This window comes from Isoptericola jiangsuensis, from assembly GCF_048320105.1.
GTDB classification, from domain to species: Bacteria; Actinomycetota; Actinomycetes; order Actinomycetales; family Cellulomonadaceae; genus Isoptericola; species Isoptericola jiangsuensis_A.
In genome coordinates, this window is sequence record NZ_CP182942.1 from 1789563 (window position 1) to 1816374 (window position 26812).

At 74.3% G+C, this 26812-nt stretch carries 20 protein-coding genes and 1 pseudogene; 8 read left to right on the forward strand and 13 right to left on the reverse strand.

Translation table 11 applies throughout. The annotated features are described in order from the left end of the window. The first annotated feature begins 45 nt into the window (after positions 1-45). The gene (locus tag ACNHYB_RS08480; RefSeq protein WP_418274911.1) at positions 46-807 is read left to right on the forward strand and encodes an MIP/aquaporin family protein; all 762 of its coding nucleotides are present in this window, start codon (positions 46-48) and stop codon (positions 805-807) included. 66 nt (positions 808-873) lie between these two features. Then, a complete protein-coding gene (glpK, locus tag ACNHYB_RS08485) occupies positions 874-2388 on the forward strand; it encodes a glycerol kinase GlpK (protein ID WP_418274912.1) in 1515 nt (504 codons plus the stop codon). 21 nt (positions 2389-2409) lie between these two features. Here the strand turns inward: glpK and ACNHYB_RS08490 are convergent, their stop codons facing one another. Both ACNHYB_RS08490 and ACNHYB_RS08495 read right to left on the reverse strand, forming a co-directional pair. Continuing rightward, the gene (locus ACNHYB_RS08490) at positions 2410-2775 is read right to left on the reverse strand and encodes a hypothetical protein (RefSeq protein ID WP_418274913.1); all 366 of its coding nucleotides are present in this window, start codon (positions 2773-2775) and stop codon (positions 2410-2412) included. Between the two features lie 106 nt (positions 2776-2881). Continuing rightward, positions 2882-3337 carry a Fur family transcriptional regulator gene (locus ACNHYB_RS08495; protein WP_418274914.1) on the reverse strand — a complete coding sequence of 152 codons (456 nt, stop codon included), beginning with the start codon at positions 3335-3337 and terminating at the stop codon, positions 2882-2884. Positions 3338-3425: 88 nt separating this feature from the next. Here ACNHYB_RS08495 and ACNHYB_RS08500 point away from each other — a divergent pair, with 88 nt between their 5' ends. Further along, entirely contained in the window at positions 3426-4751 is a 1326-nt protein-coding gene (locus ACNHYB_RS08500) for an alpha/beta fold hydrolase (RefSeq protein ID WP_418274915.1), read from the forward strand. Positions 4752-4803: 52 nt separating this feature from the next. On the opposite strand, the gene ACNHYB_RS08505 is transcribed toward ACNHYB_RS08500, so the two are convergent. The 7 genes from ACNHYB_RS08505 to ACNHYB_RS08535 all read right to left on the reverse strand — a co-directional run bounded on the left by ACNHYB_RS08505 (position 4804) and on the right by ACNHYB_RS08535 (position 12142). Further along, positions 4804-5295: a nucleoside deaminase gene (locus tag ACNHYB_RS08505; RefSeq protein ID WP_418274916.1), complete on the reverse strand. Its 492-nt coding sequence runs from the start codon at positions 5293-5295 to the stop codon at positions 4804-4806. Positions 5296-5303: 8 nt separating this feature from the next. Beyond that, on the reverse strand, positions 5304-6293 hold the full coding sequence (locus tag ACNHYB_RS08510) for an ornithine cyclodeaminase family protein (protein ID WP_418274917.1): 990 nt from the start codon (positions 6291-6293) through the stop codon (positions 5304-5306). Positions 6294-6361: 68 nt separating this feature from the next. Next, positions 6362-7279, reverse strand: coding sequence for an ABC transporter permease (locus tag ACNHYB_RS08515; RefSeq protein ID WP_418274918.1), 918 nt, complete (start codon positions 7277-7279; stop codon positions 6362-6364). Further along, positions 7276-8496, reverse strand: a complete 1221-nt coding sequence (locus ACNHYB_RS08520) for an ABC transporter permease (RefSeq protein WP_418274919.1) — start codon at positions 8494-8496, stop codon at positions 7276-7278. The genes ACNHYB_RS08515 and ACNHYB_RS08520 overlap by 4 nt, the downstream gene beginning before the upstream one ends. Further along, on the reverse strand, positions 8493-10163 hold the full coding sequence (locus tag ACNHYB_RS08525; protein ID WP_418274920.1) for an ABC transporter ATP-binding protein: 1671 nt from the start codon (positions 10161-10163) through the stop codon (positions 8493-8495). Before ACNHYB_RS08525 ends, ACNHYB_RS08520 begins: the two co-directional genes overlap by 4 nt. A gap of 87 nt (positions 10164-10250) precedes the next feature. Continuing rightward, a complete protein-coding gene (locus ACNHYB_RS08530; protein WP_418274921.1) occupies positions 10251-11297 on the reverse strand; it encodes a BMP family ABC transporter substrate-binding protein in 1047 nt (348 codons plus the stop codon). A 116-nt stretch (positions 11298-11413) separates the two neighbouring features. Next, positions 11414-12142: a GntR family transcriptional regulator gene (locus tag ACNHYB_RS08535; RefSeq protein ID WP_418274922.1), complete on the reverse strand. Its 729-nt coding sequence runs from the start codon at positions 12140-12142 to the stop codon at positions 11414-11416. Positions 12143-12272: 130 nt separating this feature from the next. Between ACNHYB_RS08535 and ACNHYB_RS08540 the strand changes: the two genes are divergently transcribed. From ACNHYB_RS08540 to ACNHYB_RS08550, 3 genes are all read left to right on the forward strand, one after another. Beyond that, the gene (locus tag ACNHYB_RS08540) at positions 12273-16262 is read left to right on the forward strand and encodes a Pls/PosA family non-ribosomal peptide synthetase (protein WP_418274923.1); all 3990 of its coding nucleotides are present in this window, start codon (positions 12273-12275) and stop codon (positions 16260-16262) included. A 13-nt stretch (positions 16263-16275) separates the two neighbouring features. Continuing rightward, the gene (locus tag ACNHYB_RS08545; protein WP_418274924.1) at positions 16276-17652 is read left to right on the forward strand and encodes a M1 family metallopeptidase; all 1377 of its coding nucleotides are present in this window, start codon (positions 16276-16278) and stop codon (positions 17650-17652) included. A gap of 81 nt (positions 17653-17733) precedes the next feature. Continuing rightward, entirely contained in the window at positions 17734-19083 is a 1350-nt protein-coding gene (locus ACNHYB_RS08550; protein WP_418274925.1) for a hemolysin family protein, read from the forward strand. Between the two features lie 33 nt (positions 19084-19116). On the opposite strand, the pseudogene ACNHYB_RS08555 reads toward ACNHYB_RS08550, so the two are convergent. Further along, positions 19117-20603, reverse strand: a pseudogene (locus ACNHYB_RS08555) (helix-turn-helix domain-containing protein). Between the two features lie 126 nt (positions 20604-20729). Between ACNHYB_RS08555 and ACNHYB_RS08560 the strand changes: the two are divergent. Beyond that, positions 20730-22640 carry a phosphoenolpyruvate carboxykinase (GTP) gene (locus ACNHYB_RS08560; protein WP_418274926.1) on the forward strand — a complete coding sequence of 637 codons (1911 nt, stop codon included), beginning with the start codon at positions 20730-20732 and terminating at the stop codon, positions 22638-22640. Positions 22641-22662: 22 nt separating this feature from the next. Here the strand turns inward: ACNHYB_RS08560 and trpS are convergent, their stop codons facing one another. From trpS to ACNHYB_RS08575, 3 genes are all read right to left on the reverse strand, one after another. Next, positions 22663-23814: a tryptophan--tRNA ligase gene (trpS, locus tag ACNHYB_RS08565; protein WP_418274927.1), complete on the reverse strand. Its 1152-nt coding sequence runs from the start codon at positions 23812-23814 to the stop codon at positions 22663-22665. Positions 23815-24071: 257 nt separating this feature from the next. Continuing rightward, complete coding sequence (locus tag ACNHYB_RS08570; protein ID WP_418274928.1) at positions 24072-25145, reverse strand: proline racemase family protein; 1074 nt, start codon at positions 25143-25145, stop codon at positions 24072-24074. Further along, positions 25135-26244: an alcohol dehydrogenase family protein gene (locus ACNHYB_RS08575; RefSeq protein WP_418274929.1), complete on the reverse strand. Its 1110-nt coding sequence runs from the start codon at positions 26242-26244 to the stop codon at positions 25135-25137. The genes ACNHYB_RS08570 and ACNHYB_RS08575 overlap by 11 nt, the downstream gene beginning before the upstream one ends. A 67-nt stretch (positions 26245-26311) precedes the next feature. Here ACNHYB_RS08575 and ACNHYB_RS08580 point away from each other — a divergent pair, with 67 nt between their 5' ends. Continuing rightward, positions 26312-26812 (forward strand): tRNA (cytidine(34)-2'-O)-methyltransferase, encoded by a 501-nt coding sequence (locus ACNHYB_RS08580; RefSeq protein ID WP_418274930.1) that lies wholly within the window; start codon positions 26312-26314, stop codon positions 26810-26812.

Below are 26812 nucleotides of genomic sequence, written 5' to 3' on the forward strand. Positions count from 1 at the left end.
CATGACCCGCCGGGACGACGCCGTCCCGCACGAAGGGAGACGACGATGGACTCACTCCTGATGAACGCGTTCTGGTCCGAGATCCTCGGTACCGCGACGCTGATCCTGCTGGGCGCCGGCGTGGTCGCCAACGTGGTCCTGCCGAAGACGAAGGGGTTCAACGGCGGCTGGCTGCTGATCAACTTCGGCTGGGGCCTCGGCGTGTTCGCCGGTGTGTACGTGGCGTTCAAGTCCGGCGCCCACCTCAACCCGGCGGTGACCATCGGCCTGTTCGCCGCGGACATGCCGTTCTACTCGGTGACCGGGCCGGGCGGTGCGATCACCGCGACGATCGAGCCGACCGTGGCGAACATGTTCATGTACTTCGGGGCGGAGCTGATCGGCGCGTTCCTCGGGGCGGTCCTGGCGTTCCTGGCCTACAAGAAGCACTTCGACCAGGAGGCACCGCCGGAGACCAAGCTCGCCGTGTTCTCCACCGGCCCCGAGCTGCGCTCGTACACCTGGAACTTCGTCACCGAGATGCTGGCCACGTTCGTCCTCGTGTTCTTCGTCGTCGTCTCCGGCATGACGCCGTCCGGTCTCGGACCGCTCGCCGTCGCCCTCGTCGTCGTCGGCCTCGGTGCGAGCCTGGGTGGGCCCACCGGCTACGCCATCAACCCGGCCCGTGACCTCGGTCCCCGCATCGCCCACGCGATCCTGCCGATCAAGGGCAAGGGGTCCAGCGACTGGTCGTACTCGTGGGTGCCGATCGCCGGCCCGCTGGTCGGCGGAGTGCTCGCCGGTCTGCTCGGCGCCGCCTACTCCTGACCATCGCGTCCCACCCGACATCCACCCGACATCCACCCGACACCGCCGTCAAGGAGCTGACGCACCATGGCTGACTACGTCCTCGCCATCGACCAGGGCACCACGAGCTCGCGTGCCATCGTCTTCGACCACTCGGGGAGCATCGTCTCCACCGGGCAGCTCGAGCACGAGCAGATCTTCCCGAAGGCGGGATGGGTCGAGCACAACGCCGAGCAGATCTGGAACAACGTCCGCGAGGTCGTCGGTCTCGCGCTGACCCGCGGCAACGTCACCCACGCCGACCTCGCCGCCATCGGCATCACCAACCAGCGCGAGACCGCCGTCGTGTGGGACAAGCACACCGGCAAGCCCGTCTACAACGCCATCGTCTGGCAGGACACCCGCACCCAGGCGATCGTGGACGAGCTGGGCGGCAGCGAGGGCGCCGACAAGTACAAGTCGATCGTCGGGCTGCCGCTGGCGACCTACTTCTCCGGACCGAAGGTGAAGTGGATCCTCGACAACGTCGAGGGTGCCCGCGAGGCGGCCGACAAGGGCGACCTGCTGTTCGGCAACACCGACACCTGGGTCCTGTGGAACATGACCGGCGGCACCGAAGGCGGGGTGCACGTCACCGACGTCACCAACGCCTCGCGCACCATGCTCATGGACCTCGACACCCTGGACTGGCGCGAGGACATCGCCGCGGACATGGGCATCCCGCTGTCCATGCTGCCCGAGATCCGTTCGTCGTCCGAGGTGTACGGCGAGGGCCGGCTGCGCGGCATGGTGCCGGGCGTGCCGATCGCGGGCATCCTCGGCGACCAGCAGGCAGCCACGTTCGGCCAGGCGTGCTTCGAGGTCGGCAGCGCCAAGAACACCTACGGCACCGGGAACTTCATGCTGCTCAACACCGGCACGGAGAAGGTGCCGAGCGAGAACGGCCTGCTCACCACCGTCTGCTACAAGATCGGCGAGGAGGCGACGGTGTACGCCCTCGAGGGGTCCATCGCCGTCACCGGCTCGCTCGTGCAGTGGCTGCGCGACAACCTCGGGCTCTTCGAGGACGCCCCCGACGTCGAGTGGCTCGCCGGCAAGGTCGAGGACAACGGCGGGGCGTACTTCGTGCCGGCGTTCTCCGGGCTGTTCGCCCCCTACTGGCGTCCCGACGCCCGCGGCGCCCTGGTCGGGCTCACGCGCTACGTCAACCGCAACCACATCGCCCGCGCGGCACTGGAGGCGACCGCCTTCCAGACGCGGGAGGTCATGGACGCGATGAAGGCCGACTCCGGCGTCGACCTCACCGAGCTGAAGGTCGACGGGGGCATGATCGCCAACGAGCTGCTCATGCAGTTCCAGGCCGACCAGCTCGGCGTCGACGTGGTGCGACCCAAGGTCGCCGAGACGACGGCGCTGGGCGCTGCCTACGCCGCCGGGCTCGCCGTCGGGTTCTGGGAGAGCACCCAGGACGTCGTCGACAACTGGTCCGAGGGTCAGCGCTGGTCCCCGCAGATGGACGAGGGCGAGCGGGAGCGCCTCTACCGCAGCTGGAAGAAGGCCGTCACCAAGACGTTCGACTGGGTGGACGAGGACATCGACTGACGGGCCGGAGGGCCACCGGCGTCAGCGGCGGAGCGCCACGAATCCGCCGCGGGCGCCGGTGTCCTCTGCCAGCTCGTAGGTGACCTCGGCGCCGAGGTCGGCGACCCGAGCCCACGTCTGGCGCTCGGTGACGCCGTCGGCGCAGTACACGACGACGATCTGGTCGTAGGCGCACGTGCCGTCGCGGCGCCCGACGACGGCGACCGGGACGCCAGGGCTCGCGGAGCGCAGGACGGCGGCGAACTCGTCCGGGCCGAGCGCGGGGAGCGTGTGCAGCGCCCGGACGTCGGCGATGGTGGTGGTGCCCACCAGCAGGGTCGGCCGGGAGACGTCCGGGTGGGCGGTCTCGGCGGCGGTGTGCGGGCGGGTGGCGGTCAGCGTGGGCACAGGGGTGTCCTCTCGGGGGGCGGTTCGGTGGTCCGGGGTGGTCGGTGAGCAGGGTCACCGCGGAGCCGCTCGCGTCGGGGGCGGGCGGCGGTGCGGTGGTGGACCGTCAGTCGGTCCGGTCGGTGCGGGCCGGCTCGCAGGAGCCGCAGATGCCGCGGAACGTGACGTCCGCGGTGAAGATCCGCATGCCGTGGTCGTCGGACGGCGTCAGGCACGACGCGTGCCCGACGACGCAGTCGACGTCCTCGACGCGGCCGCACTCCACGCACTGGACGTGGTGGTGGTTGTCGCCGGTGCGGGTCTCGTACTGCGCGCCGCTGGAGTCCGGCAGGTCGGTGCGGCGCAGGATCCCGCAGGCGTGCAGGTCCGCGAGGACGTTGTGGACCGCCTGGGACGACGTCGAGGGGAGCTCCTGACGGATGCCCTCGAAGACGTCGGCGGCCGTCACGTGGGGATGCCGGTCGACGTACGTCAGCACGGCGACGCGGCCGGCGGTCGCGCGCAGCCCGTGCCGGCGCAGGGTGTCCGCCCGGTCCGTGGCTGCGTGCGAGGTGTCGACCATGTCCCCAGCATAGGCCTCTTGTTTTGATGAAGTCAAAACAATGAGCGACTCATGCTGTGACCGGCGGGGACCCTCGTACGCTGGACCGGTGAGCAGCACCGTCTCGTACACCCTGCCCGGCGTCCACGTCACCGACCGCTCCCTGAGCGTCCCGCTGGACTGGTCGCGGCCCGACGACGGACGCACGCTGAGCGTGTTCGTCCGCGAGCTCGTGGACCCCACGAAGCGGGCCGACGACCTGCCCCTGCTGGTGTTCCTCCAGGGCGGCCCCGGCGGCAAGGGCCCCCGGCCCACGGGCGCCGAGGGCTGGGTCGGCGAGGCGCTCAAGAGGTTCCGCGTCGTGCTGCTGGACCAGCGCGGCACCGGCCGGTCGTCCGCCGTGCGGGCCGGCGCCCTGGCCGCGCTCGGCGACGGCGCGGCGCAGGCCGACCACCTGACGCACTTCCGCGCCGACTCGATCGTCCGCGACGCCGAGCACGTGCGGCGCGAGGTCTACGGCGGACGGCGCTGGTCCAGCCTCGGGCAGTCGTACGGCGGGTTCCTCACCCTGACCTACCTGTCGATCGCGCCCGAGGGGCTCGCGGCGTCGTACGTCACCGGCGGGCTCGCGGGCGTCACCGCGAGCGCCGAGGAGGTCTACGAGCGCACCCAGGCGCGCGTCGTCGCCAAGAACGCGCTCTACCGCGAGCGCTACCCGGGCGACGTCGGACGCGTCGCGCGCATCGCCGACCGGATCGCCGTCGGGGACGTGCGCCTGCCCGGCGGGGACCTGCTGAGCGTCGAACGGTTCCAGAGCCTGGGCATGGCGTTCGGCATGGGTCCCGGCTTCGAGCGGGTGCACTGGATCGTCGACGAGGCGTTCGACGACGGCGTCCCCGACGACCTGACGGACACGTTCCTGGCGGAGCTCGAGGCGGCGACGTCGTTCGCGACCAACCCGATGTACGCCGTGCTGCACGAGTCCATCTACGCCCAGGCGGGCGACGGGCCGACGGCGTGGGCCGCGCAGCGCGTGCGGGACTCTGACGGCGCGTTCCACCCGGACGAACGACCGCTGCTGTTCACCGGCGAGATGATCTACCCCTGGATGTTCGACCAGGTCGCGGCGCTGCGGCCGTTCCACGACGCCGCCCACGCGCTCGCCCGCCGCGACGACTGGGGCGACCTGTACGACCTGGACGTGCTGGCCGCGAACGAGGTCCCGCTGGAGGCTGCGGTGTACTTCGACGACATGTTCGTCGACGCGGACCTCTCGCTCGACACGGCGGCCCGGATCCCCGGGGCGCGCGCGTGGGTGACCAACGAGTTCGAGCACGACGGCCTGCGCGCCGGTGACGTGCTGGCGCAGCTGCTCGCCCGGATGGACGCCCGGGGCGGCCCGCGCCCCGCCACGAGCTCCCCCACCACGCGGTAGCGCCCCACCGAGGGAGAGCACGCGCTCCCCGAGGCGGCGCGCTACCTCGCGGTCACCGGGTCCGGTCCGCCGAGGCCCGGGCCGGCTCGCGGAACGGGGCCAGGCCCTCCTCCCCCAGCGCGGGCCCGACGACGTCGACCACGGCGTCCGACGCCGCCACGACGTCCGCGCACCGGAGCCTGAACCCCGGCGGGCCCGGCACCACGGCACGGATGTCCGGTGCCGCGCTGCCGAACACGATGCGGGCGACGCCGGACCACACCAGCGCCGCCGCGCACATGGGGCACGGCTCCCCGCTGGCGTACATCGTGGCGCCGACGACGGCGGCGCGGTCGGCGGCGCCGACGTCGCGCACGGCGTCGAGCTCCGCGTGCGCGGTCGGGTCCCCCGTCCGCGCGACGGCGTTGCGGCCCGTGGCCAGCACCCGCCCGTCCGCCGCGACGAGGACGGCGCCGAACGGCTTGTTCCCCTCCGCGAGGGTCTCGCGGGCGATCCGCAGCGCGTGGTCGAGATGGGTGCGGTCGTCGTGCGGCAGCTCGCTCATGGTGCCCATCATGCCGACAGCTCGACCGGCAGCCCGCGACCTGCGGCGCGCGCGGCGTCCACGAGCAGCCGGCCGATCACCACGTCCAGCAGCCCCAGGCCCACCGAGTCGAACAGGGTGACCTCCTCGGGGCTGCCGCGTCCGACCGCCCGCCCCGTGACGACGTCACCGAGCTCGAGCCGGCACGCGTCGACGCCGATCGCCCCCTCGGCGATGGCGAGCAGGGCGTCACCGGACTCGTGCAGCGCCGTCGACACGGAGTCCACCACGACCCGCGAGCACCGCATCGCCTCGCCGTCGACCTCCCGGTGGTCCGCCCGCGGCGGCGCGCCCACGACGTTGACGTGCAGGCCCGGGTGGAACCACTCGCCGAGCACCACCGGTTCGCGCGACGGCGTCAGCGTGCACACCACGTCCGCGGACCCCACCGCGCTGCGCGGGGAGTCCACCCGCGTCACCTTGAGCTCCGGGTGGCGTGCGGCCACCTGCTCGGCGAACGCCGCGGCCGTGCCGTCCGACCGGGTCCAGAACAGCACGTGCTCCAGCGGCCGCACGGCCGCGACGGCGCTCACGTGCTCCAGCGCCAGCCCCCCGGCACCCACCAGGCCGAGCACGCGGGCGTCGGGGCGGGCCAGCCAGCGGGTCGCGACGGCGCTCGCCGCCGCGGTGCGCAGGCGCGTCGGCAGGCCGCCGTCGAGGATCGCGACGGGTGCTCCGTCGTCGGCGTCCGCGAGGACGAGCACGGAGCGCTGGGCGGGCAGTCCGCGCTCCCGGTTGCCGGGGACGTCGGCCAGGAGCTTGGACCCGGCGAGCCCGGCCCGCCGCGAGACCGCCGTCATCGGCAGGAAGTGCGCGGCGTCGTCCAGGGCGGCGACGCTGAGCGGCGCCTGGGCCGCGGTGCCGTCCGCGAGGTCGGCGAACGCCTGCTCGACGACGGCGACGACGTCGGCGGGCGTCACGAGGCCGGTGAGGTCGGAGCGGGTCAGGACGAGCGGCACGGGGCCTCCAGGGGACGGGCGGGCAGGGCGGGAGCGGGCAGGGCGTGCGGTGGGGGCCGGGCGGGCGCTCACGCGAGCCGCCCGGAGCGCACGAACGACCGGGTGAGCCCGGCGGGCGGGCGGCTGTGGCTGACCAGTCCCGCCACGGCGAGCAGGGCCAGCACGTACGGGAGCATGACGAGCAGCGCGAACGGCACGTCCACGCCCAGGGCGGGCAGCGTGAACTGCAGCGCCTGCGCGAGCCCGAAGACGACGGCGGCGACGGCCACGCCCACCGGGCGCCAGCTGCCCGCGATCACGGCCACCACGGCGAGGTAGCCCGTGCCGGCGGTGATGTTGTCGGTGAAGGTGTGCACCTCCGACAGGGCGAGCTGGGTGCCCGCGAGACCGGACAGCACCCCGACGACCAGCACCGCGGCGAACCGGACGCGCAGCACGGGGATGCCGGACCGGTCCGCGCTGACGGCGTCCTCCCCGACGGAGTCGACCGCCAGCCCCCAGCCGGTGCGCCGGGACGTCAGCACGGCCAGCACGACCACCACGCCGACGAGCGCGTACCCGAGCCCCGTCTGGCGGAACAGGGCCGGGCCGATCACGGGGACGTCCGCGAGGAACGGGATCTCGACGCGGGAGAAGCCCGGCACCGCGGTGCCGCGCTCCAGCAGCAGGCGGGCTCCGAACGTCGTGCCCGCGAGCGCGAGCGCGTTGACCGCCAGGCCGGTGACGATCTGGTCGGCCTGCAGCCACACGGACAGGGCGGCCTGCAGCAGGCCGACGCCCAGGCCGGCGAGCGCCCCGCAGGCCACGCCGGTCAGCGCCGAACCGCTCGCGGTGGCGCCGACGACGGCGGCGAACGCGCCGGTGAGCATCATGCCCTCGACGCTCATGGTCAGGACGCCGGCGCGTTCCCCGACGAGCTCTCCGCTCGCGGCGACGAGCACGGGGATCGCGAGCGCGATGCTCGCGACGAGCAGGTCGGTGATCATGAGGTGGCCTCCGTCGTGGTGCGAGGGCGCCGGAACCGTCCAGTGCCCGGTCGGCGGGCGGCGCCGCGGGGGGTGCGCCGGACGGCCCAGATCGCCGTGCCGGCGACGCCGAGGATGATGAGGCTCTCCAGGATCTGGGTGATGGACGCCGGGACGCCTGCGGCGAGCTGCAGGTTGATGCCGCCGGAGGTGAGGAACCCGAGCACGGTGGCGATACCGACGGCGGCGGTGAACGAGCCCCGGGCCAGCAGACCGACGACCAGCCCGGAGAACCCGTACCCGGAGGACAGCCCGTCGTCGAGGACGTGCGGGGCGGACGCGACGAGGACGCCGCCGGCCAGTCCGGCCGCCGCCCCGGCCGCCGTCAGGGACGAGAACCGCAGTCGGTCCACGCCCAGCCCGAGGCGCAGCGACGCGGGACGGGACATGCCGACCGCGGCGAGCCGGACGCCGGTCGCGGTACGGCGCAGCACGAACGCTCCGGCGGCGGCACCGACGAGCGCGAGGACCACGGCGACGGTCGCGGGCGAGTCCGGCAGCCCGAGGAGCGGCAGGTGCGTCCCCTCCACGAGGGGGGCGGACTGCGGCAGCGTCTCCGAGCTGGTCACCGGCTGGCGCAGCAGGGCCTCCTCGTGGACGCTCAGGACGAGGACGGCCGCGCCGACGAAGTTGAGCAGGAGGGTCGTGATGACCTCGCTGACGCCACGGCGCACGGCGAGCCACGCCGCGATCGACGCCCAGGCCGCCCCGCCCGCCGCCGCGGCGAGCAGCAGCAGCGGCAGCGCGAGGAGCGCCGGCACGCCGGCCGGCAGCGTGGTGCCGACGGCGGTGGCCGCGACGGCACCCACGCAGATCTGCCCCTCGCCGCCCACGTTGACCAGGCCGGCACGGTGCGCGACGAGGAACCCCGTCGCCACGAGCAGGAGCACGGCGGCGACGTTGAGCGACGAACCGATCGCGTACGGCGTGCCCACCATGCCGTCCCAGAGCGCCGTCGCCGCCTCCACCGGCGTCGCTCCCGCGAGCGCCGCGAGCCCGGTGCTCACCGCGAGCGCGCCGAGCACGGCGACCAGCGGGACGAGCACGGGGCGCGCGTCGAGCAGCCGGACGGTCAGGGTCCGGGCGGCCGGCGGCCGGCTGCTCGGGGTCGGGGGCGTCGTGGCCGGTGGCGGTCCGGCGGCGGGCGTGGGGCCCGTGGTCGTGGTCGGGGCGGTCATGCCGCGGCTCCCGTCATGAGGTGGGCGACGCGCTCGCGGGCGTCGGTGGCATCGGTGGGCACGGGGCCGAGCAGGCGCCCCCGGTAGGCGACGTGCACGCGGTCGCACAGCACGAGCAGCTCGGACAGCTCGCTGGACACGACGAGCACCCCGACCCCGGCCGCGGCGGCGGCCCGCAGGTGCCCGACGACGGCGTCCACGGCACCGAGGTCCAGCCCCCGGGTGGGCTGGGCCGCGACGACGCAGCGCAGCGGGTCGAGGCTGAGCTCGCGGGCCAGGACCGCCTTCTGCTGGTTACCCCCGGACAGCGAGGACATCGGGTTGTCGAGGGACGCGGCTCGCAGGTCGAAGCGCCGCGCGAGCTCGGCCGCCGTCGTGGCCATGGAGCGCCGGTCGAGGAGTCCGTACCGGCGGAACCGGTGCAGGCGGCCGAGCAGCAGGTTGGTGGTGACGCTCAGGCCGGTCACCACCGCCTCGTGGTGGCGGTCCTCGGGCACGATGCCCAGGCCGAGCGCGGTCCGACGCCGGGGTGCGGCCCGAGTGACGTCCGTCCCGTCGAGGAGGACGTGGCCGTCGGCGGGCCGGATGGCCCCGGACAGCGCCGCCACGAGCTCGCTCTGCCCGTTGCCCTCCACCCCGGCGATCCCCACGATCTCGCCGGGGCGGACCTCCAGGTCGACGCCGTCGACGCGGCGCGCGCCGATCGTGTCCGTCACGACCAGGCCGCGCACGGCGAGCACCGGTGCCGTCGTCGCCGGCACCTGGGCCATCGACTCCGGCACCGAGGCCGCGGGGACGACGTCGGGAGCCTGGTCGACGACACCCACGCTCGCGGCGAGGAGGGCGTCGAGGTCGGCGGCGTCCCGGCCGACCATGAGTCCGACGAGGTCGGCCGCGGCGAGCCCGCCGGCCGGGACCTCGCCGGCCGCGTCGGGGCGGGCCAGGGGTCCGCCGCCGACTACGCGCCCGCCGCGCAGCACGGTGGCCCGGTCACCGACGCGCATGACCTCGGCGAGCTTGTGGGTGACCAGGACGACGGCGGTGCCGGCCTCGGCGACCCGGCGGCAGGTCGCCAGGAGGCTGTCGACCTCGTCGGGGCCGAGCACGCCGGTCGGCTCGTCGAGCAGCAGGAGGCGGGGGTCGTCGAGCAGCGCCTTGACGATCTCGACCCGCTGGCGGGCGCCGACGCTCAGCGTGCCGGCCCGTGCGGCGAGGTCGACCTGCAGCCCGAGGGTCTCGTCGATGACGGCGAGGCGGGCTGCCAGCCCGACCCGGTCCGGCCGCAGCCGGCGCACGCCGCGGCCGAGCAGCAGGTTCTCCTCGACGGTCAGGGTGGGCACCAGGGAGAAGTGCTGGTGGACCATCGCCACGCCGCGGGCGAGGGCGTCGGCGGGCGACGTCGGGGCGAACGCCTCGCCGTCGAGGAGGACCTCGCCGGCGGTGGGCGGCAGCGACCCGAACACGATGTTGCACAGCGTGGACTTGCCGGCGCCGTTCTCCCCGAGCACGCAGTGCACCTCGCCGGACGCGATCTCGAGGTCGACCGCGTCGAGCGCCGTGTGGCTGCCGAACACCCGGGTCACGCGGCGCAGGGCGAGCGCCGGGGTGGCGGGGTCGGCGTCGGGCAGCAGGGGCGGCGTCGTGGTCGGCGGAAGGGTCGTCGGCATGCTCGGCTCCTCTCGGGGGCCCACCCGCCCCGGACCGGCGGGCGGGTGGGCGGGTGGGCGTCGGGCGGGTCAGCAGGGCGGGCGGGTTCAGTAGGGCGCGACCTCGCCGCCGGCGAGGGACGTCGTGACCTCGTCGAGGGCGGCGACGGTCTCGGCGTCGTCGGTGCAGAGCACGAACTCGGTGCCGCCCAGGTCGGAGGTGAGGCCGAAGGGAACCTGCGCGGCCTCCCACGTGCCGTCCAGCACGGACTGCACGGCGTACTCGACCTCCGTGCCGATGTCGGTTCGGACGTAGCCGACGTACGGGCTGTCGTCGGCGCACTCGCCGGGGATGGGCCCGCCGATCATGTGGGCGTCGGCGTCCTGGGCGGCCTGCTCGATGCCCTGCTTGCCGAGGTTGACGATCTGGCCCACGACGTCGACCCCGACGCCGAAGTTGGCGGCGGCGGCCTGCTTGGCCTTGGCGGGGTCGTTGAAGTCGCCGAGGTACTGCGGGGTGACGACCTCGGTGCCGGGGACGGCCGCCTCGGCACCGTTCGCGAACGCGACGGACGCGTTGACGATGGCGGGCAGCTCGACGCCGCCGATGAAGCCGATGGTGCCCGACTCCGACGACAGCGCCGCGACGGCCCCGGACAGGTACTCGGCCTCGGCCTGCTGCGGGTCGTAGTAGGCAAGGTTGTCGAGGGGTTCGGCGTCGGAGGGTCCGCCGATCTCGACGAACTTCACGTCCGGGAACTGGGGGGCGACCTTGCGCAGGTCGGCGTCGGTCTGGCCGCCCACGGAGATCACCAGGTCGGAGGTGCTGGCGAACCGCACGAGCGTCTGCTCGTAGTCGGCGGCGGCGACCTCCTCCACGAACGACAGGTCGACCTCGTCGCCGAGGTCCTCCTCGAGGCGCTGGTAGCCAAGGTAGGCCGACTCCATGAACCCGGTGTCGGAGGTGGAGCCGGGCAGGAAGACGCCGACGGCGAGCGCCTCGCCGCCGTCGGCCACGGTGTTCTCACCGGTCTCGGCGTCGGCGCTGGCGCACGCCGTCAGGGCGACGAGGCTGCCGGCCAGGAGCAGGCCGAGGGCGGCGTAACGGCGGACGGCGGGGCGGGTCGTGCCGGCGGCGGGGCGGATGCTGCGCATGGGTCCTCCAGGTCGAGTTAGCGGTATACCACTAATTCGCAGTCTGCTGGCCCCGTGTTTCCGATGCGTCAATCGACCGTAAATGCTGCGTGACCGAACCGGCCCCGCGCGGCGCCTCAGGCGTTCTGCCGGCCCCGGTTGCGCGTCCGCGTGACCTCGACCGGGTCGATCGGCGCCGACGCCCACGTCTCGGCGAGCGCCAGGCTGGGCTCCCGGCCCGAGGTGACGTGCCGGTGCGCGAGGTCGGCGACCGCGTCCGCGTCCCGCGCCTCGATCGCCGCCAGCATCGCCGCGTGCTCGTCGCACTGCTCGTGCGTGTCACGCTGCTTGGTCAGGTGGAAGAGCCAGCGCACCCGCGCGTCGAGCGGGGCGAGCATCGACCGCAGCAACGGGTTGCCGCACGCCTGGACCACCACCGCGTGGAAACCCGCGTTCGCGGCCGCCGTCGCGGCGTCGTCCCGCCGGGCGAGCGCGTCCCGCGCCGCCTGCACCGACGCGGCCATCGCCGCGAGGTCCGCCGCCGACCGCTTGAGCGCGGCCAGCCGGAACGCCAGCACCTCGACGCTCTCGCGCACCTCGAACAGGTGCTCGACGTCGGCACGCGTGAAGGGGGCCACCAGCGCGCCCTGACGCGGCACCAGGACCACGAGCCCCTCGCTCTCGAGCTGGTGCAGCGCCTCGCGCAGCGGCACCCGCGAGACACCCAGCTCCGTGGCGATGTCCCGTTCCACCAGCCGCTGCCCCGGGTGCAGGTCGAGCCCAATGATGCGCGCCTTGAGCGACTCGTACGCCACCTGGCGCAACGAGAGCGCGGCGTTCTCGACGGGGACGGGGCTCGTGGTCACGCCCCGATCCTAGAGAGCGCCCCACCGGTCGGTCCGACGGCCCACCCGACGAGACCCACCGGGCGGCCACGGAGCGCGGGCCGTACGATCCGCGTGTAGACGCACCCGTCCGTGAGCCAGAGAGGCCCGTGTGTCCCCGATCTCCGCCTTGCTCGGCAGCGACCGCACTCCCCCGGAACGCACCCTGATCGACATCCTCGACGCCACGGTCCGCGACCACCCCCGCTCCCCCGCCATCGAGGACGACGACCGCTCGTGGACCTACGGCGAGCTGGGCGCCGAGGTCGCCCGGCGCGCGACGGCGCTGGCCCGCCAGGGCGTCCGGCGCGGTGACCGCGTCGGCGTGCGCGCCACCTCCGGCCGCGCCGACCTGTACCTGTCCGTCCTCGCCGTCCTGCGGGCCGGAGCCGCCTACGTGCCGGTGGACCGCGACGACCCGGCGGAACGCGCCGAGCTCGTCTTCGGCGAGGCGGCCGTCGTCGCCGTCGTCGGCGACGACGGGGCCGTCACCCCCGGACCCGGTGCCCGCACGCACGACGCCTCCGCCACCGACGACGATCCCGCGCCGCCACGCCCCGACGACGACGCGTGGATCATCTTCACGTCCGGCTCGACCGGCGTCCCCAAGGGTGTGGCCGTCACCCACCGCAGCGCCGCCGCGTTCGTCGACGCCGAGGCCCGCCTGTTCCTCCAGGACGCCCCGCTGGGCCCGGGCGACCGCGTCCTGGCCGGCCTGTCGGTCGCCTTCGACGCGAGCTGCGAGGAGATGTGGCTGGCCTGGCGGCACGGCGCCTGCCTCGTCCCCGCCGACCGGGCGCTCGTGCGCACCGGCCTCGACCTGGGCCCCTGGGTCGCCGAGCGCGGCATCACCGCGATCTCGACCGTACCCACCCTGGCCGGGCTGCTGCCCGCCACCGACCTGGAACGCGTGCGGCTGCTCATCTTCGGCGGCGAGGCGGTCCCGCCGGAGCTCGCCGCCCGCCTCGTCGGCCCCGGTCGCGAGGTGTGGAACACCTACGGCCCCACCGAGGCGACCGTCGTCGCCTGCGCCGCGCCCCTGGACGGTGCCGGCCGGATCCGCATCGGCCTGCCCCTGGACGGCTGGGACCTCGTGGTCGTCGACGGCGCCGGCGCCCCCGTGGCCGAGGGTGCCACGGGCGAGCTCGTCATCGGCGGCGTCGGGCTGGGCCGCTACCTCGACCCCGCCAAGGACGCCGAGAAGTACGCCGCCCTGGCCACGCTCGGCTGGGAACGGGCCTACCGGTCCGGGGACCTGGTCGTCAACGACCCCGACGGCCTGGTCTTCGTGGGCCGCGCCGACGACCAGGTGAAGGTGGGCGGACGGCGCATCGAGCTCGGCGAGATCGACTCCGCCCTGCTGGACGGCCCGCAGGTCTCGGCCGCCGCCGCCGCGGTCCGTCGCTCCGCCGCCGGCAACCAGGTGATCGTCGGGTACGTCGTGCCGCACGACGCCGCCACGTTCGACCCGCCCGCCCTCGTCGCCCACCTGCGCGCCGTGCTGCCCGCCGCGCTGGTGCCCCTGCTCGGCGTCGTCGACGAGATCCCCACCCGGACCAGCGGCAAGGTCGACCGCGACGCCCTGCCGTGGCCGCTCACCGAGGACCGCACCGGCACGCCCCCCGGCGCCGGACCGGGCGCGGGTGCGGGTGCGGGCCACGCCGACCTCGGCGGCCCCACCGCCACGTGGGTCGCCCACCGATGGGCGCAGGTGCTCGGCGTGGCCCCCACCGGGCCCGACGACGACTTCTTCGACCTCGGCGGCGGCAGCCTCACCGCCGCACAGGTGGTCTCCGCGGTGCGCGAGCGCTACCCCGCCGCGACCGTCGCGGACCTGTACGCCCACCCCACCGTCGCCGACCTCGCGGACCACCTCGACGCCTCGGGCGGGCCGCTGCCCGACGCCGCGACCGCGGACCCCACCTCCCCCGTCCCGCTCACCACCGCCCGTACGCACCTGTTCCAGCAGGTGATGCTCGTGGTGCTCCGCCTGGTCACCGGGCTGCGCTGGGCGACCTGGACGGCGCTGGCGGTGGTCGCCGCCCGCGGCGCCGTCGACGCAGGGCTCCTGGACGCCTCCTCCGGCGCCGCCCGGGTCGTGGCCACCCTGCCCGACCTGCCCGGGGTGACGGTCCTCGTCGCCTGGCTGCTGCTCGTGCTCCCGCTCGGCCGGCTCGCCCTGTCCGCCCTGGGGGCACGCCTCCTCCTGGCGGGGGTGCGCCCCGGCGACCACCCGCGGGGCGGATCCGTCCACCGGCGCCTGTGGCTCGCCGAACGGCTCGTCGACGCGCTCGGCGGCATGACCGTGTCCGCGGCGCCGTTCGTCGGGCTCTACGCCCGCGCCCTGGGCGCGCGGATCGGCCGCGGCGTCGACCTGCACAGCCTGCCGCCCGTCACCGGGCTGCTCAAGATCGGCGACGGCGCCGCCGTCGAGCCCGAGGTCGACCTGTCGGGCCACTGGATCGAGGGCGACGTGCTGCACGTCGGGTCCGTGTCGATCGGTCGCGGCGCCACCGTCGGGGCGCGCAGCGTGCTGCTGCCCGGCGCGCGCGTGCGCCGCGGCACCGACGTGGCCGCCGGGTCCGCCGTCGTCGGGTCCACCGGACGCGACGAGTACTGGGAGGGGTCTCCCGCGACCCGGCGACGCAGCCAGGTCAAGCACCCCTGGCCCGCCGAACGCCCCGCCCGCAGTGCCGCCTGGGTGCTGATGTACGCGCTCGGCGGGGTCCTGCTGGCCCTGCTGCCCGTCACCGCGATCACCGTCGGGGTGCTGGTGCTGCTCGGCGGGCCGGCCCCCGCCGACCTGGCCGGACCCGCCGCCGAGGCCGTCGCCGCGGCCGGTCGCGTCCCGCTGGCGGCGCTCGCCGGCTTCGCCGCCTACGCCCTGCTCACCCTCGTCCTCGTGCGGCTCCTCAGCCTCGGCATGACCGAGGGCTTCCATCCGGTGCGCAGCCGCGTCGGCTGGCAGGCCTGGTGCACCGAACGCGTCATGGACTCCGCCCGCACCGCCCTGTTCCCGCTGTACTCCAGCGTGTTCACCCCCGGCTGGCTGCGACTGCTCGGCGCCCGGATGGGCAAGCACGTCGAGGCGTCCACCGTGGTCGGCATCCCGTCGATGATGGAGGCGTCCGACGGCGCGTTCCTCGCCGACGACACCATGGTCGCGCCGTACGAGCTCGGCGGCGGGTGGATGCGCGTGGCGCGCGCCAAGGTCGGGCGCCGCGCCTTCCTCGGCAACTCCGGCATCACCGCCCCCGGCCGCAGCGTCCCCAAGAACGGGCTCGTCGCCGTGCTGTCCGCCGCCCCGCACAAGGCCCGCAAGGGGTCGTCGTGGATCGGCAGCCCACCGGTGCTGCTGCGCCGCGCCGCGGCCGACGACGCCGACGAGGGCCTCACGTTCGACCCCCGGCACGGACTGCGCTGGGCGCGGGGCGCCGTCGAGGTGCTGCGCCTGGCCGCCGTGATCGTCTCGGCGGCGCTCGCCACCGCCGTCGTCACGGTGCTGCTGGAGTCGGCGCACGCGGCCGGCTGGACCGTGGCCTGCGTCGCGGCCGGTGCGGCGCTGCTGGTGGCCGGCGTCGTCGCCGCCCTGGTGACGTCGGCGGCGAAGTGGCTGCTCGTCGGCCGCTTCCGGGCCGGCGACCATCCGTTGTGGAGCAGCTTCGTGTGGCGCAACGAGCTGGCCGACACGTTCACCGAGGTGGTCGCCGCCCCCTGGTTCGCCAACCACGTCACCGGCACGGCCCTGCTCACCGGGTGGCTGCGCACCCTGGGCGTGCGCGTCGGTTCCGGCGTGTGGTGCGAGACGTACTGGCTGCCGGAGGGCGACCTGGTGCGCCTCGGCGACGGCGCCGTCGTCGGGCGGGGCACCGTGCTGCAGACCCACCTGTTCCACGACCGCGTGATGAGCCTGGGCACCGTGGAGCTGCAGGACGGCGCCACCGTCGGCCCTCACTCGGTGGTGCTGCCCGCCACGCGCCTCGGCCGCACCGCCGTGGCCGGACCCGCGTCCCTGGTGATGCGCGGCGAGGTGCTGCCCGCCGGTTCGCGCTGGCACGGCAACCCGGTGTCCCCCTGGCCGACGACGACGCACGAGGGATAGGTAATCTCCCACCATGCTGCACAGCCGCGCGAGCGACCCCGACCCGTACGTGCCGCACCACGGCGCGCGCGACTACGTCGTCGACCACTACACCCTCGGGCTGCGCTACCGCGTGGAGCCCAACCGGCTCGAGGGCCGCGCCACGCTGGAGGTCCGCGCGCTGGAGACCGTCGAGGAGCTGCGCCTCGACCTCGTGGGTCTGCGGGTCGGCCGCGTCGAGGTCGACGGCGCGCGGGCCCGCTTCACGCAGCGCAAGCGGTCCGTGCGGGTCCGTCTGGCCGAACCCCTGCAGGCCGACGGCACCGCCACGGTCGAGATCACGTACGCCGGGAACCCTGCGCCCGACGGGGGCACCTGGGGCGACGTCGGCTGGGAGGAGCTCACCGAGGGCTCGCTCGTCGCCGGGCAGCCCACCGGGGCGCCCACGTGGTTCCCGTGCAACGACCATCCCGGGTACAAGGCCACCTACGACCTCACGGTCACCGCCGACGCCGCGTACACCGTGGTGGCGAACGCGCCGCTGCGCCACGTGCGGCGTCGTGCCGGCACCCGCACGTGGACGTTCGAGCGCACCGAACCGATGTGCACCTACCTCGCCACCGTGCAGGTGGGGCCCTACGACGTGGTGGCGCTGGGCGGGCAGGCCCAGGTGGCCCGGTCGTCCGCGCACGCCGCCGGTGTCACCCACGACCTCGACCGGCACGACGAGCTGTTCGCCGTGTTCGAGGGGCTCTTCGGCCCCTTCCCGTTCGCGGCGTACACGGTGGTCGTGACCCCGGACGAGCTGGAGATCCCGCTGGAGGCGCACGGCACCTCGGTGTTCGGCGCCAACCACCTCGACGGGACCAAGGGGTCGGACCGGCTGGTCGCCCACGAGCTGGCCCACCAGTGGTTCGGCAACAGCGTGTCGGTGCGGGCCTGGCAGGACATCTGGTTGAACGAGGGGTTCGCCTGCTACGCCGAGTGGCTGTGGTCGGAGGCGTCCGGTGGTCCGACGGCGGACGAGCTCGCCCGCGAGCACCACGGCCGCCTGTCCGAGCTCGACGAGGACCTGGTGCTCGCCGACCCGGGCCCGCGGCACATGTTCGACGACCGGGTCTACAAGCGCGGCGCCCTCACCCTGCACACGCTGCGCCTCGTGCTCGGCGACGACGCGTTCTTCGGCCTGCTGCGCACCTGGACGGACCGGTACCGGCACGGGCACGCCACGACCGGCGACCTGCGCTCCCTCGCGGCGGAGGTCGCGGCAGAGCTGACAGCACCCCGGGCCGACGTCGACGACCTCCTGCACCGCTGGCTCGACGAGGAGGCGCTGCCGGACCTCCCCTCGCGGGACCCGGCGACGTCCCGGGGCGCCGACCTCCGGGCGCGCGCGGCCCGCCGGAGCTGACCGGCGGAACCATCCGCGGGCGCCCGGCGTTGCACTGGCGCGTCATCACCGCCAGGGTGGTGACCGACCCGGAGGGAGATCGTGGACGCCGACACCTGGTGGAACATTGCGCTGGTCCTGGGCTTCGTGCTGCTGGGAGGTGTGTTCGCCGGCACCGAGTTCGCCCTGGTGTCGTTGCGCGAGAGCCAGATCGACCAGCTCGAGCAGCGAGGCCCCCGCGGCCGGCGCGTGGCCCGCGTCGCCCGCGACCCGAACCGGTTCCTCGCCGCCGTGCAGATCGGCGTCACCGTCGCCGGGTTCTTCTCGGCCGCCTACGGCGCCTCGACGATCGCGCCGGACGTCGCACCGCTGCTCGAGGCGGCCGGCCTGGCGCCCGGGCTCGCGTCGACCGTCGCCCTGGTGGTCATGACGCTGCTCATCGCGTACGCCTCCCTGGTGCTCGGCGAGCTCGTGCCCAAGCGGATCGCGCTGCAGCGCTCCACCCAGTTCGCGCTCGTCGTCGGGCCGCCGCTCGAACGGTTCTCCGTGCTCATGCGCCCGGTGATCTGGCTGCTCTCCCGCTCCACGAACGCCGTCGTCCGCCTGCTCGGCGGTGACCCGGACGCCCGCTCGGAGGAGATCACCGAGACGGAGCTGCGCGACCTGGTCTCGGCCCACCCCGGCCTCGACGAGGAGGAGCGCCGCATCCTCACGGACGTGTTCCTCGCGACCGAGCGCACCCTCGCGGAGGTGATGCGCCCGCGCGGCGACGTCGTCTTCCTGGAGGCCACGACGTCGGTGGACGACGCCATCACCGAGACGCGTGACGGTCCGTACTCCCGCTACCCCGTCATGGGCGAGGACTTCGACGACGTCATCGGGTTCGCGCACGTGCGCGACCTGGTGCGCACCGGCGACGGCGAGGCGCACCGGACGCTGCGCGACGTCGTCCGGCCGGTCCTGGAGCTGCCCGGCACGAACCGGCTGCTGCCGTCGCTGTCGGCGATGCAGCGTGCCCAGACCCACCTGGCCGTGGTGCGCGACGAGTACGGCGGCACCGACGGGATCGTCACGCTGGAGGACCTGCTCGAGGAGCTGGTCGGCGACATCCGCGACGAGCACGACCCGGGCGGCGGGGAGGAGCTCGCCGCGGGCGAGGTCGACGCCGGTCTCACCCTGGAGGACTTCGCGCGGCGCACCGACGTCGAGCTGCCGGAGGGCCCGTACGAGACGGTCGCCGGGTACGTGCTCGCCGAGCTGGGGCGACTCGCCGAGCCGGGCGACGTCGTCACGGCGGACGGCGGCACGCTCACCGTCGTGGAGGTGGAGAAGCAGCGGATCCGCACCGTGCGCCTGGACCTGCAGGACACGGACGCCACCGAGACGGACACCACCGATTCGGGCGCCACCGAGACGGGCGCCACCGAGACGGACACCTCCGCCGCGAGGTAGCGCGCCGACCCGCCCCCCGCGCGCCGTGGCGTGCTACCTCGCGGCCTCCGGCGCTGCGGGCTCCTCGGACGGGGCGTGCCGGTCCAGGAACCGGTAGACGTCGGTGTCGTCGACGCCGGGGAACACCCCGCGCGGCAGGGCCGCGAGGACCTGCTGGTGCATGCGCGCGCTGGGCCACGACGAGTCCTCCCAGCGGCCCGCGAGGTCGGCGGGCGGCCGCCGGCAGCACGCCGGGTCCGGGCACGTCGACGCCCGGCGCACCTGCGTGTCGCGACCGCGGAACCACTTGGCGTGCGAGTACGGCACCCCGACGGTGATGGAGAACCGGCGACCGTCGGCGCCGGCACCCGTCTGCATCGAGTCCCAGAACGTGCCCTCCGGGGTGTCCGTGTACTGGTAGGACTCCGCGGCGCGGTCGCCCCGGGTGAACGCCTCCCGCGCGGGCCACCACCGGCACACGAGCTGGCCCTCGATCGCGCCGGTGACGTCCTGCGGCAGCGGGAGACCGTCGTTGGCGTACCCGCGGAACAGCGCGCCGTCGTCACCCACCCGCAGGAAGTGCAGCGGGATGCCGAGGTGGACGGTCGCCAGGTTCGTCAGGCGCATCGCCGCCGCCTCGTGGGTGACGCCGAACGCGTCGCGCAGGTCCTCCACCGCGAGGTCCTTGGCCTTCTTGCGCTGGTCGAGGAACGACACCGCCGCCGTCTGCGGGATGAGGCACGCCGCGGCGAAGTAGGTGATCTCGACGCGCTGGCGCAAGAACTCCGCGTACGAGCGGGGCCGCTCGTGGTCCAGCACCCGGTGCGCGACGGCCTGCAGCGCCAGGGAACGCAGCCCGTGCCCGCCCGGCGTGGACGCGGGGGCAGGAAGATCCGCCCGTGCTTCCAGTCGGTCACGGACCGGGCGGACCGCGGCAGGTCGTCGACGTGCAGGATCTTCAGCCCGAGCCCCTCGGCGATGCGGGCCACGGTGCGGTGCGTGAGCGCGCCGCCGGTGTAGCCCGCGCGCCGCGTCATGTCCTCGGCGATCGCCTCGATCTCGGGCAGGTGGTTGCCGCGCTCCTGGCGCTCGCGGCGCAGCATCGTGTTGGCGCGCCGCGCCTCCTCGGGGGTCGCGACGGCCTCCTCGTCGCGGCGCACGAGCTCGTCGTGCAGGCCGACGAGGTGCTCCAGCACGGGCATGGGCAGCTTCTGGCTGGGCTTGAGGGCCGGCAGTCCGAGGGCGGCGAACCGCGGTCCCCGCTGGGCGCGTTCGAGCGAGATCTCGAGTGCCGCACGGCGCGACGGCGGCTCGTCCGCGAGGAGGTCCGCGAGCGGGGTGTCCACGGCCTCGGCGATGGCGCGCAGCAGGGACAGGCGGGGCTCGCGCCGCCCGTTCTCCACGAGCGAGAGCAGGCTGGGGGCCGCGTCGACCTGCTTGCCGAGCGCGTCCAGGGTCAGGCCGCGCGCGGTGCGGGCGTGCCGCACCCGTCGGCCGAGAGTCATGAGGTCGGGCGCGCCCGACGCTGGTTCACCCGTCATGGCTTCACGCTACGTGAAGATTCGCCAAACTTCACGGCCCGAACCGCCGAAAAGTCTGCTCGCGAGGGCCACGCTGGAGACATGACCCGGGCCTCGCCCCCGGGACGGACCACGGATGGAGCAGCCATGACCTTCGCCGCGAACCCTCGCCGCACCTCGCACGCCCTCACCCAGATCGCGCCCGACGTCGCACCGCTGGGGACCGGGGGCACCGGCGCGCCGCGCACCGCGGCCCCGCTGGACGTGCGGGCCTGGGTCGCCGAGATCGCCGCCCTGACCCAGCCCGACGAGGTGGTCTGGTGCGACGGCTCCGCGGAGGAGAAGCAGCGCCTCATCGACGAGATGGTCGCCACCGGGACCCTGCTCCGGCTCGCCGAGGACAAGCGCCCCGGCTCCTACCTCGCGCGGTCCGACCCGTCGGACGTCGCGCGCGTCGAGTCGCGCACGTTCATCTGCTCGCGCGACGAGGCCGACGCCGGCCCCACGAACAACTGGCGCGACCCCGCCGAGATGCGCGTCGAGCTGGACGAGGTCTTCACCGGCGCGATGCGCGGACGCACGATGTACGTGGTGCCGTTCTCCATGGGTCCCGTGGGCGGGCCGATCTCCCAGGTGGGCATCGAGATCACCGACTCCCCCTACGTGGTGGTGTCCATGCACGTCATGACGCGCGTCTCCGCCGAGGTGCTCGACCTCGTCGACGACGGTCACCAGTGGGTGCCGGCCGTGCACTCCGTCGGCGCGCCGCTCGTCGACGAGACCGGCACGCGCCACGACGACGTCGCCTGGCCGTGCAACGACGACAAGTACATCGTCCACTACCCGGAGACGCGCGAGATCTGGTCCTACGGCTCCGGGTACGGCGGCAACGCGCTGCTCGGCAAGAAGTGCTTCGCGCTGCGCATCGCCTCGGCGATGGCCCGCGACGAGGGCTGGCTCGCCGAGCACATGCTGCTGATCCGCGTCACGTCCCCCGAGCAGCGCCGCTACCACCTGGCCGCCGCGTTCCCCAGCGCCTGCGGCAAGACGAACCTGGCCATGCTTCAGCCGACGATCCCCGGGTGGACTGTCGAGACGCTCGGCGACGACATCGTGTGGATGCGCCCCGGCCCCGACGGTTCCCTGCGGGCCATCAACCCCGAGGCCGGGTTCTTCGGCGTCGCGCCGGGCACCGGCGTGGAGACCAACCCGACCGCGATCGACACCCTCACCCACGACGTCATCTTCACCAACGTGGCCCTCACCGACGACGGCGACGTGTGGTGGGAGGGCCTCACCCCCGAGGCGCCCGCGCACCTCGTCGACTGGCAGGGCCAGGACTGGACCCCGGACAGCGGACGTCCGGCCGCGCACCCCAACGCGCGCTTCACCGTGGCGGCCGCGCAGTGCCCCTCCATCGCGGACGCGTGGGAGGACCCCGCGGGCGTGCCCGTCGACGCGATCGTCTTCGGCGGCCGCCGCGCCTCCAACGTGCCGCTCGTCGCCCAGGCGACGAGCTGGGACCACGGCGTCTTCATGGGGGCCACGATCAGCTCCGAGCGGACCGCCGCCGCCGAGGGCGCCGTCGGCGAGCTGCGCCGCGACCCGTTCGCGATGCTGCCGTTCTGCGGCTACAACATGGCCGACCACTGGGGCCACTGGCTGCGCGTCGGCGCCTCCCTCGACGCCGACAAGCGACCCAAGATCTTCCAGGTCAACTGGTTCCGCAAGGACTCGGACGGCCGCTTCGTCTGGCCGGGCTTCGGGGAGAACTCCCGCGTCGTGAAGTGGGTCGCCGAGCAGATCGACCGGGCCCGCGGGGTGCGCACCGACTCCGGCGCGGTCACCTCCCCGGTCGGGCTGCTGCCGGCCCCGGGCGCCCTCGACGTGACCGGCCTGGAGATCTCCGACGACGACCTCGCCGCCCTGTTCGCCGTGCCCGCCGCGGCGTGGCGCGCCGAGACCGACCTGACCGCCGAGTTCTTCGACACGTTCGACGGCCGGGTGCCGCAGGAGCTGACCGACCAGCTCGAGCGGCTGCGCGAACGGCTCGCCTGAGCGGCGGCGCCCCGCCCGCCCCTCAGTAGACGGTCCGCATCAGCTCGCGGACGTCGGTCAACGTCCCCTCGGCGAGCGCGGTCGCCCTGGCGTTGCCCCGCGCCAGGACCTCGCGGACGACGGCGCCGGCGTCGTCCGCGAGCGCCCGCCGTCGTTCCCGCAGCGGCCGCAAGCCCTCGACCACCGCCTCGGTGACCACGGCCTTGAGCGGACCCGCGCCCGCAGCACCGACGCTCTCGGCCAGGGCCTGCGGCGTCGTGCCGGCGAAGTGCGCCCCGATGCGCAGCAGGTTCGCGACCTCCGGACGCTCCTGCGGCTCGAAGGTGACGTGCCGGATGGAGTCGGTCCGCGCCCGCCGGAAGAACGCGACCGTGTCGTCCTCCGTCGCCCGCAGCTCCAGGGCGTTGCCGCGGGACTTGGACATCTTGGTGCCGTCGTGGCCGAGCACCGTCGTGGAGGCGGTGAGCAGCGCCTCCGGCTCGGCGAAGTACGGCTGCGCCGCCGTGTACCGCTGGTTGAACCGCCGCGCGACCGTCCGCGTGGTCTCCAGGTGCGGGAGCTGGTCGGTGCCGACGGGCACCAGGTTGCCGTGCACGGCGAGGATGTCGGCGGCCTGGTGCACCGGATAGGTCAGGAGCAGACCGGACATGCTCCGCTCCTGGCGGGCCGCGGCGGCGACCGCCTCCGCACGGACCGTCGGGTTCCGCTCCAGCTCGGCCACGGTCACCAGCGACAGGAAGGGCAGCATGAGCTGGTGCAGGGCCGACACCGCCGAGTGGGTGAACATCGTCGAGCGGTCCGGGTCGATGCCGGCCGCCAGGTGGTCGAGCACCACCTCGCGCACCACGGCGGGCAGGTCGCCCGCCTCGTCACGGTCCGCGACGACCTGGTAGTCCGCGACCACCACGACGACGTCGACCCCGGCGTCCTGCAGCCGGACGCGGGACTCGAGGGTGGCGAGCAGGTGCCCCAGGTGCAGGGCGCCGGTCGGCCGGTCGCCGGTCAGCACGCGGTACCGGCTCGGGTCGAGGGCGATCTGCGCCTCGATCTCGGCGCTGCGGGCGCGGGCGACGTGGGCCGACGGCGTCTCGTCGGGCGAGGACGGAGGCTGCCCGACGGCGTGGGTCGTGTCGGGCGAGGACGGGGTGGTCGGGGACGTGACGGTGGTTTCCATGCGGGGCTCCTGGGAGACGGGAGCCGCCCACCGGTTCGCCGGTCCGGCGTCGGAAGAGCACGACGTCCCGGGCTGCCGTGGGCAGCTCGGGACGGGATCGCTCGGGGCGCGTCGGGTCAGGGCTGCTGCTGCAGCCGCCACCAGTCGGTACGCCTCGTCATGCGGCCAAGATAGCCAGGCCGACCCCCCGGCGCAACCCCCACGCCGTGCCGGCCGCCCGGGGCGCACGGGGACGCTCGGGCGAAGGGAGCGGGCCGTCAGGAGGTCGTGGGAGCGCCGGTGGTCGCCGGTGCGTCCGGCACCGCCGACAGGACGTGCTCCAGGTCGGAGGCGTCCACCAGCGGGTCGTCGAGGTCGACGGTGAGGTGCGAGTGCGCCAGCAGCTTGGCCGACCCGGTGATCGTCGAGTGCAGCGCCGGGAACGCGCCCACCCGGGTGGGGCCCAGGACCGTGCCGAGGAACCGGCTGCCCCGCGGCGAGATCGTCTCCAGGACGTCCCCCTCGGTGACCTGCCGACGGTGCGACATCAGGGCCAGGCGGGCCGACGTCCCCGTCCCCGTCGGGCTGCGGCACAGCACCCCGGGATGCACGTAGGTGGCGGACGGCGACTCCCAGCGTCCCTCACCCGTGGCGTGCAGCGGTCCCATGAAGTGCGCGAACGGCAGCGGACCGAGGGCGCCGAGCTCGGGGTGGTCCTCGCGCAGGCCCGGGCGGGCCGCCCGCACGAACGCGTCGCCGAAGGCGGTGAGCGCGATCTGCTGCTCCCGGTCGATCGTGAACCCGTGGCGGGCCGCGTCGATCATGGCGTAGTAGGCACCGCTCCACACCAGGTCGAACTCGACGCGGCCGTAGTGCGGGACGTCGACGGCCAGGCCCTCGTCCGCCACGTAGGCGGGCTCCCCCTGGGTGGTGATCGCCGTGACCCGACCGCCGGTGACCTCCGCGGTGATCCGGGCGAGGCCCGCCGGGGACTCCAGCACCACCGGTTGGACGCCCTCGACCATGGCGATGATGCCGCTGGTCAGCAGGGCCGTGGCGGTGCAGATCGTGTTCGACCCGGAGTACAGCGGGTAGCCCATCGCCTCCATGATGATGTAGCCGGCCTGCGCGTCGGGGTGGCTCGGCTCGACGATGAGGTCGACCGACATCGCCGGGTCCCCGTACGGCTCGGACAGCAGCAGGCGACGCAGCCCGTCGCCCTCGCGCTGCAGGTAGCGTGCCTTGTCGAGCACGCTCGCGCCGGGCAGGGGCTCGACGCCCGAGGTGACGATGCGGCTCACGTCGCCGCCGGACTGGGTGTCGATGAGCTGCAGGGTGCGTTCACGGTGCATGCGGGGCTCCCACGGTGTCCCAGTGCCGGTCGGGGACCACGACCAGCTTGCCGACGTAGGTCTTGGCCATGAACGTGCGCTGCGCGTCGTGGAACCGCGAGAGCGGAAAGGTCCGGTCCAGCAGCGGGCGGATCTCGCCGTCGCTGATGTAGCGGACCAGGCGCCGGAACGCGGTCCGGGTGCCCTGCGAGGACCCGTGCAGCTCGAGCTGCTTGAGGTACACGGTGCGCAGGTCGAGGTCCACGACCGGGCCGCCGATCGCCCCGGCCGTGGTGTAGCGGCCCTCCGGACGCAGGATCCGCAGCAGGTCGTTGAACAGCGGCCCGGCCACGAGATCGGCCACCACGTCCACCGGCCCGTCGACCACGCGTGCCACCTCGGCGACGAGGTCGTCGACGTCACGCAGGATCACGTCCTGCGCCCCGATCGCACGCAGCGCGTCCTGCTTGCCGGCGCTGGTCACGGCGTAGGGGACGGCGCCACGGACCCGGGCGAGCTGGACGATCGCGGACCCGACACCGCCCGAGGCCCCGGTGACCAGAACCCGTTCGCCGGCGGCGAGCCGTGCCCGGTCGAGCATCTGCTCCGCGGTGAGGTAGGCGCAGCAGAAGGTCGCGAGCTCGGCGTCGGTGAGGTCCGCGGTGATCTCGTAGGCGTTCTCGGCCGGGACCGTCTGGTACTCCGCGTACCCGCCGTCGCGCCCGTGACCGATGTAGTCGATGTCCGCCAACGAGTCGTCGCCCTCGGGCCGGTGGTAGATCGAGAAGTCCACCATGACCCGCTCACCGACCCGTGACTCCGGCACGCCCTCGCCGACGGCGACGATCACCCCGACCGTGTCGGTGCCCTGGATCCGGGGGAACTCCAGGGTGGAGCGTCCGCGCCGCCAGGTGGACACCTCCGCGGCGTCCGTCTCGGTGCCGTACGCCCCCTGACGCACCCACACGTCGGTGTTGTTCATCCCGCAGGCGTGGACGTCGATCAGCACCTCCCCGGCCGCGGGCGCGGGCGTCGGCACGTCGTCGCTGTACTCCAGCACGTCGAACCCGCCGTGACCGGTGAGCCGGACCGCTGCCATCCGTTCCGGGATCGCCTCCATCGGTCGAGCCTAGGGGGTGGGCGCCGGGCGGGCCCGGTCAGCGGCCGGTGTGCGAGAAGATGGAGGGGTGCCTACGCCCCCGCCTCTGCCCGACGAGCCGTTCGCCCACGTCCTGTACTACGAACCCCGCATCCCGGGGAACACGGGCTCCGCGATCCGGCTCGCCGCGGTGACGGGCGCGCGGCTGCACCTGGTGGAACCACTGGGGTTCGACCTGTCCGAGGCGAAGCTGAAGCGCGCCGGGCTCGACTACCACGACCTCGCCGTCATGACGGTGCACCCCACGTTCGACGCCGCGCTCGACGCCCTGCCCGACGCCCGGGTGTTCGCGTTCACGGCGCACGCCACGACGTCGTACACCGACGTCGCCTACGAGGCCGGTGACGTGCTGCTCTTCGGACCGGAACCGACGGGACTGCCCGAGGCCGCGCTCGCCCACCCGCGCGTCACCGACCTGGTGAAGATCCCGATGCTGCCGGGCCGCCGCTCGCTGAACCTCACCAACGCCGCCTCGATCGTCACCTACGAGGCGTGGCGGCAGGCCGGGTTCCCCGGCTCCGAGGGGTAG

Bases quoted from the DNA above. Each gene is read 5' to 3' on its own strand.
- ACNHYB_RS08480 (WP_418274911.1), top strand. From the start codon at position 46: ATGGACTCACTCCTGATGAACGCGTTCTGGTCCGAGATCCTCGGTACC.
- glpK (WP_418274912.1), top strand. From the start codon at position 874: ATGGCTGACTACGTCCTCGCCATCGACCAGGGCACCACGAGCTCGCGT.
- ACNHYB_RS08495 (WP_418274914.1), bottom strand. From the start codon at position 3,337: ATGGTCGACACCTCGCACGCAGCCACGGACCGGGCGGACACCCTGCGC.
- ACNHYB_RS08505 (WP_418274916.1), bottom strand. From the start codon at position 5,295: ATGAGCGAGCTGCCGCACGACGACCGCACCCATCTCGACCACGCGCTG.
- ACNHYB_RS08515 (WP_418274918.1), bottom strand. From the start codon at position 7,279: ATGATCACCGACCTGCTCGTCGCGAGCATCGCGCTCGCGATCCCCGTG.
- ACNHYB_RS08520 (WP_418274919.1), bottom strand. From the start codon at position 8,496: ATGACCGCCCCGACCACGACCACGGGCCCCACGCCCGCCGCCGGACCG.
- ACNHYB_RS08525 (WP_418274920.1), bottom strand. From the start codon at position 10,163: ATGCCGACGACCCTTCCGCCGACCACGACGCCGCCCCTGCTGCCCGAC.
- ACNHYB_RS08530 (WP_418274921.1), bottom strand. From the start codon at position 11,297: ATGCGCAGCATCCGCCCCGCCGCCGGCACGACCCGCCCCGCCGTCCGC.
- ACNHYB_RS08545 (WP_418274924.1), top strand. From the start codon at position 16,276: ATGCTGCACAGCCGCGCGAGCGACCCCGACCCGTACGTGCCGCACCAC.
- ACNHYB_RS08560 (WP_418274926.1), top strand. From the start codon at position 20,730: ATGACCTTCGCCGCGAACCCTCGCCGCACCTCGCACGCCCTCACCCAG.
- trpS (WP_418274927.1), bottom strand. From the start codon at position 23,814: ATGGAAACCACCGTCACGTCCCCGACCACCCCGTCCTCGCCCGACACG.
- ACNHYB_RS08570 (WP_418274928.1), bottom strand. From the start codon at position 25,145: ATGCACCGTGAACGCACCCTGCAGCTCATCGACACCCAGTCCGGCGGC.
- ACNHYB_RS08575 (WP_418274929.1), bottom strand. From the start codon at position 26,244: ATGGAGGCGATCCCGGAACGGATGGCAGCGGTCCGGCTCACCGGTCAC.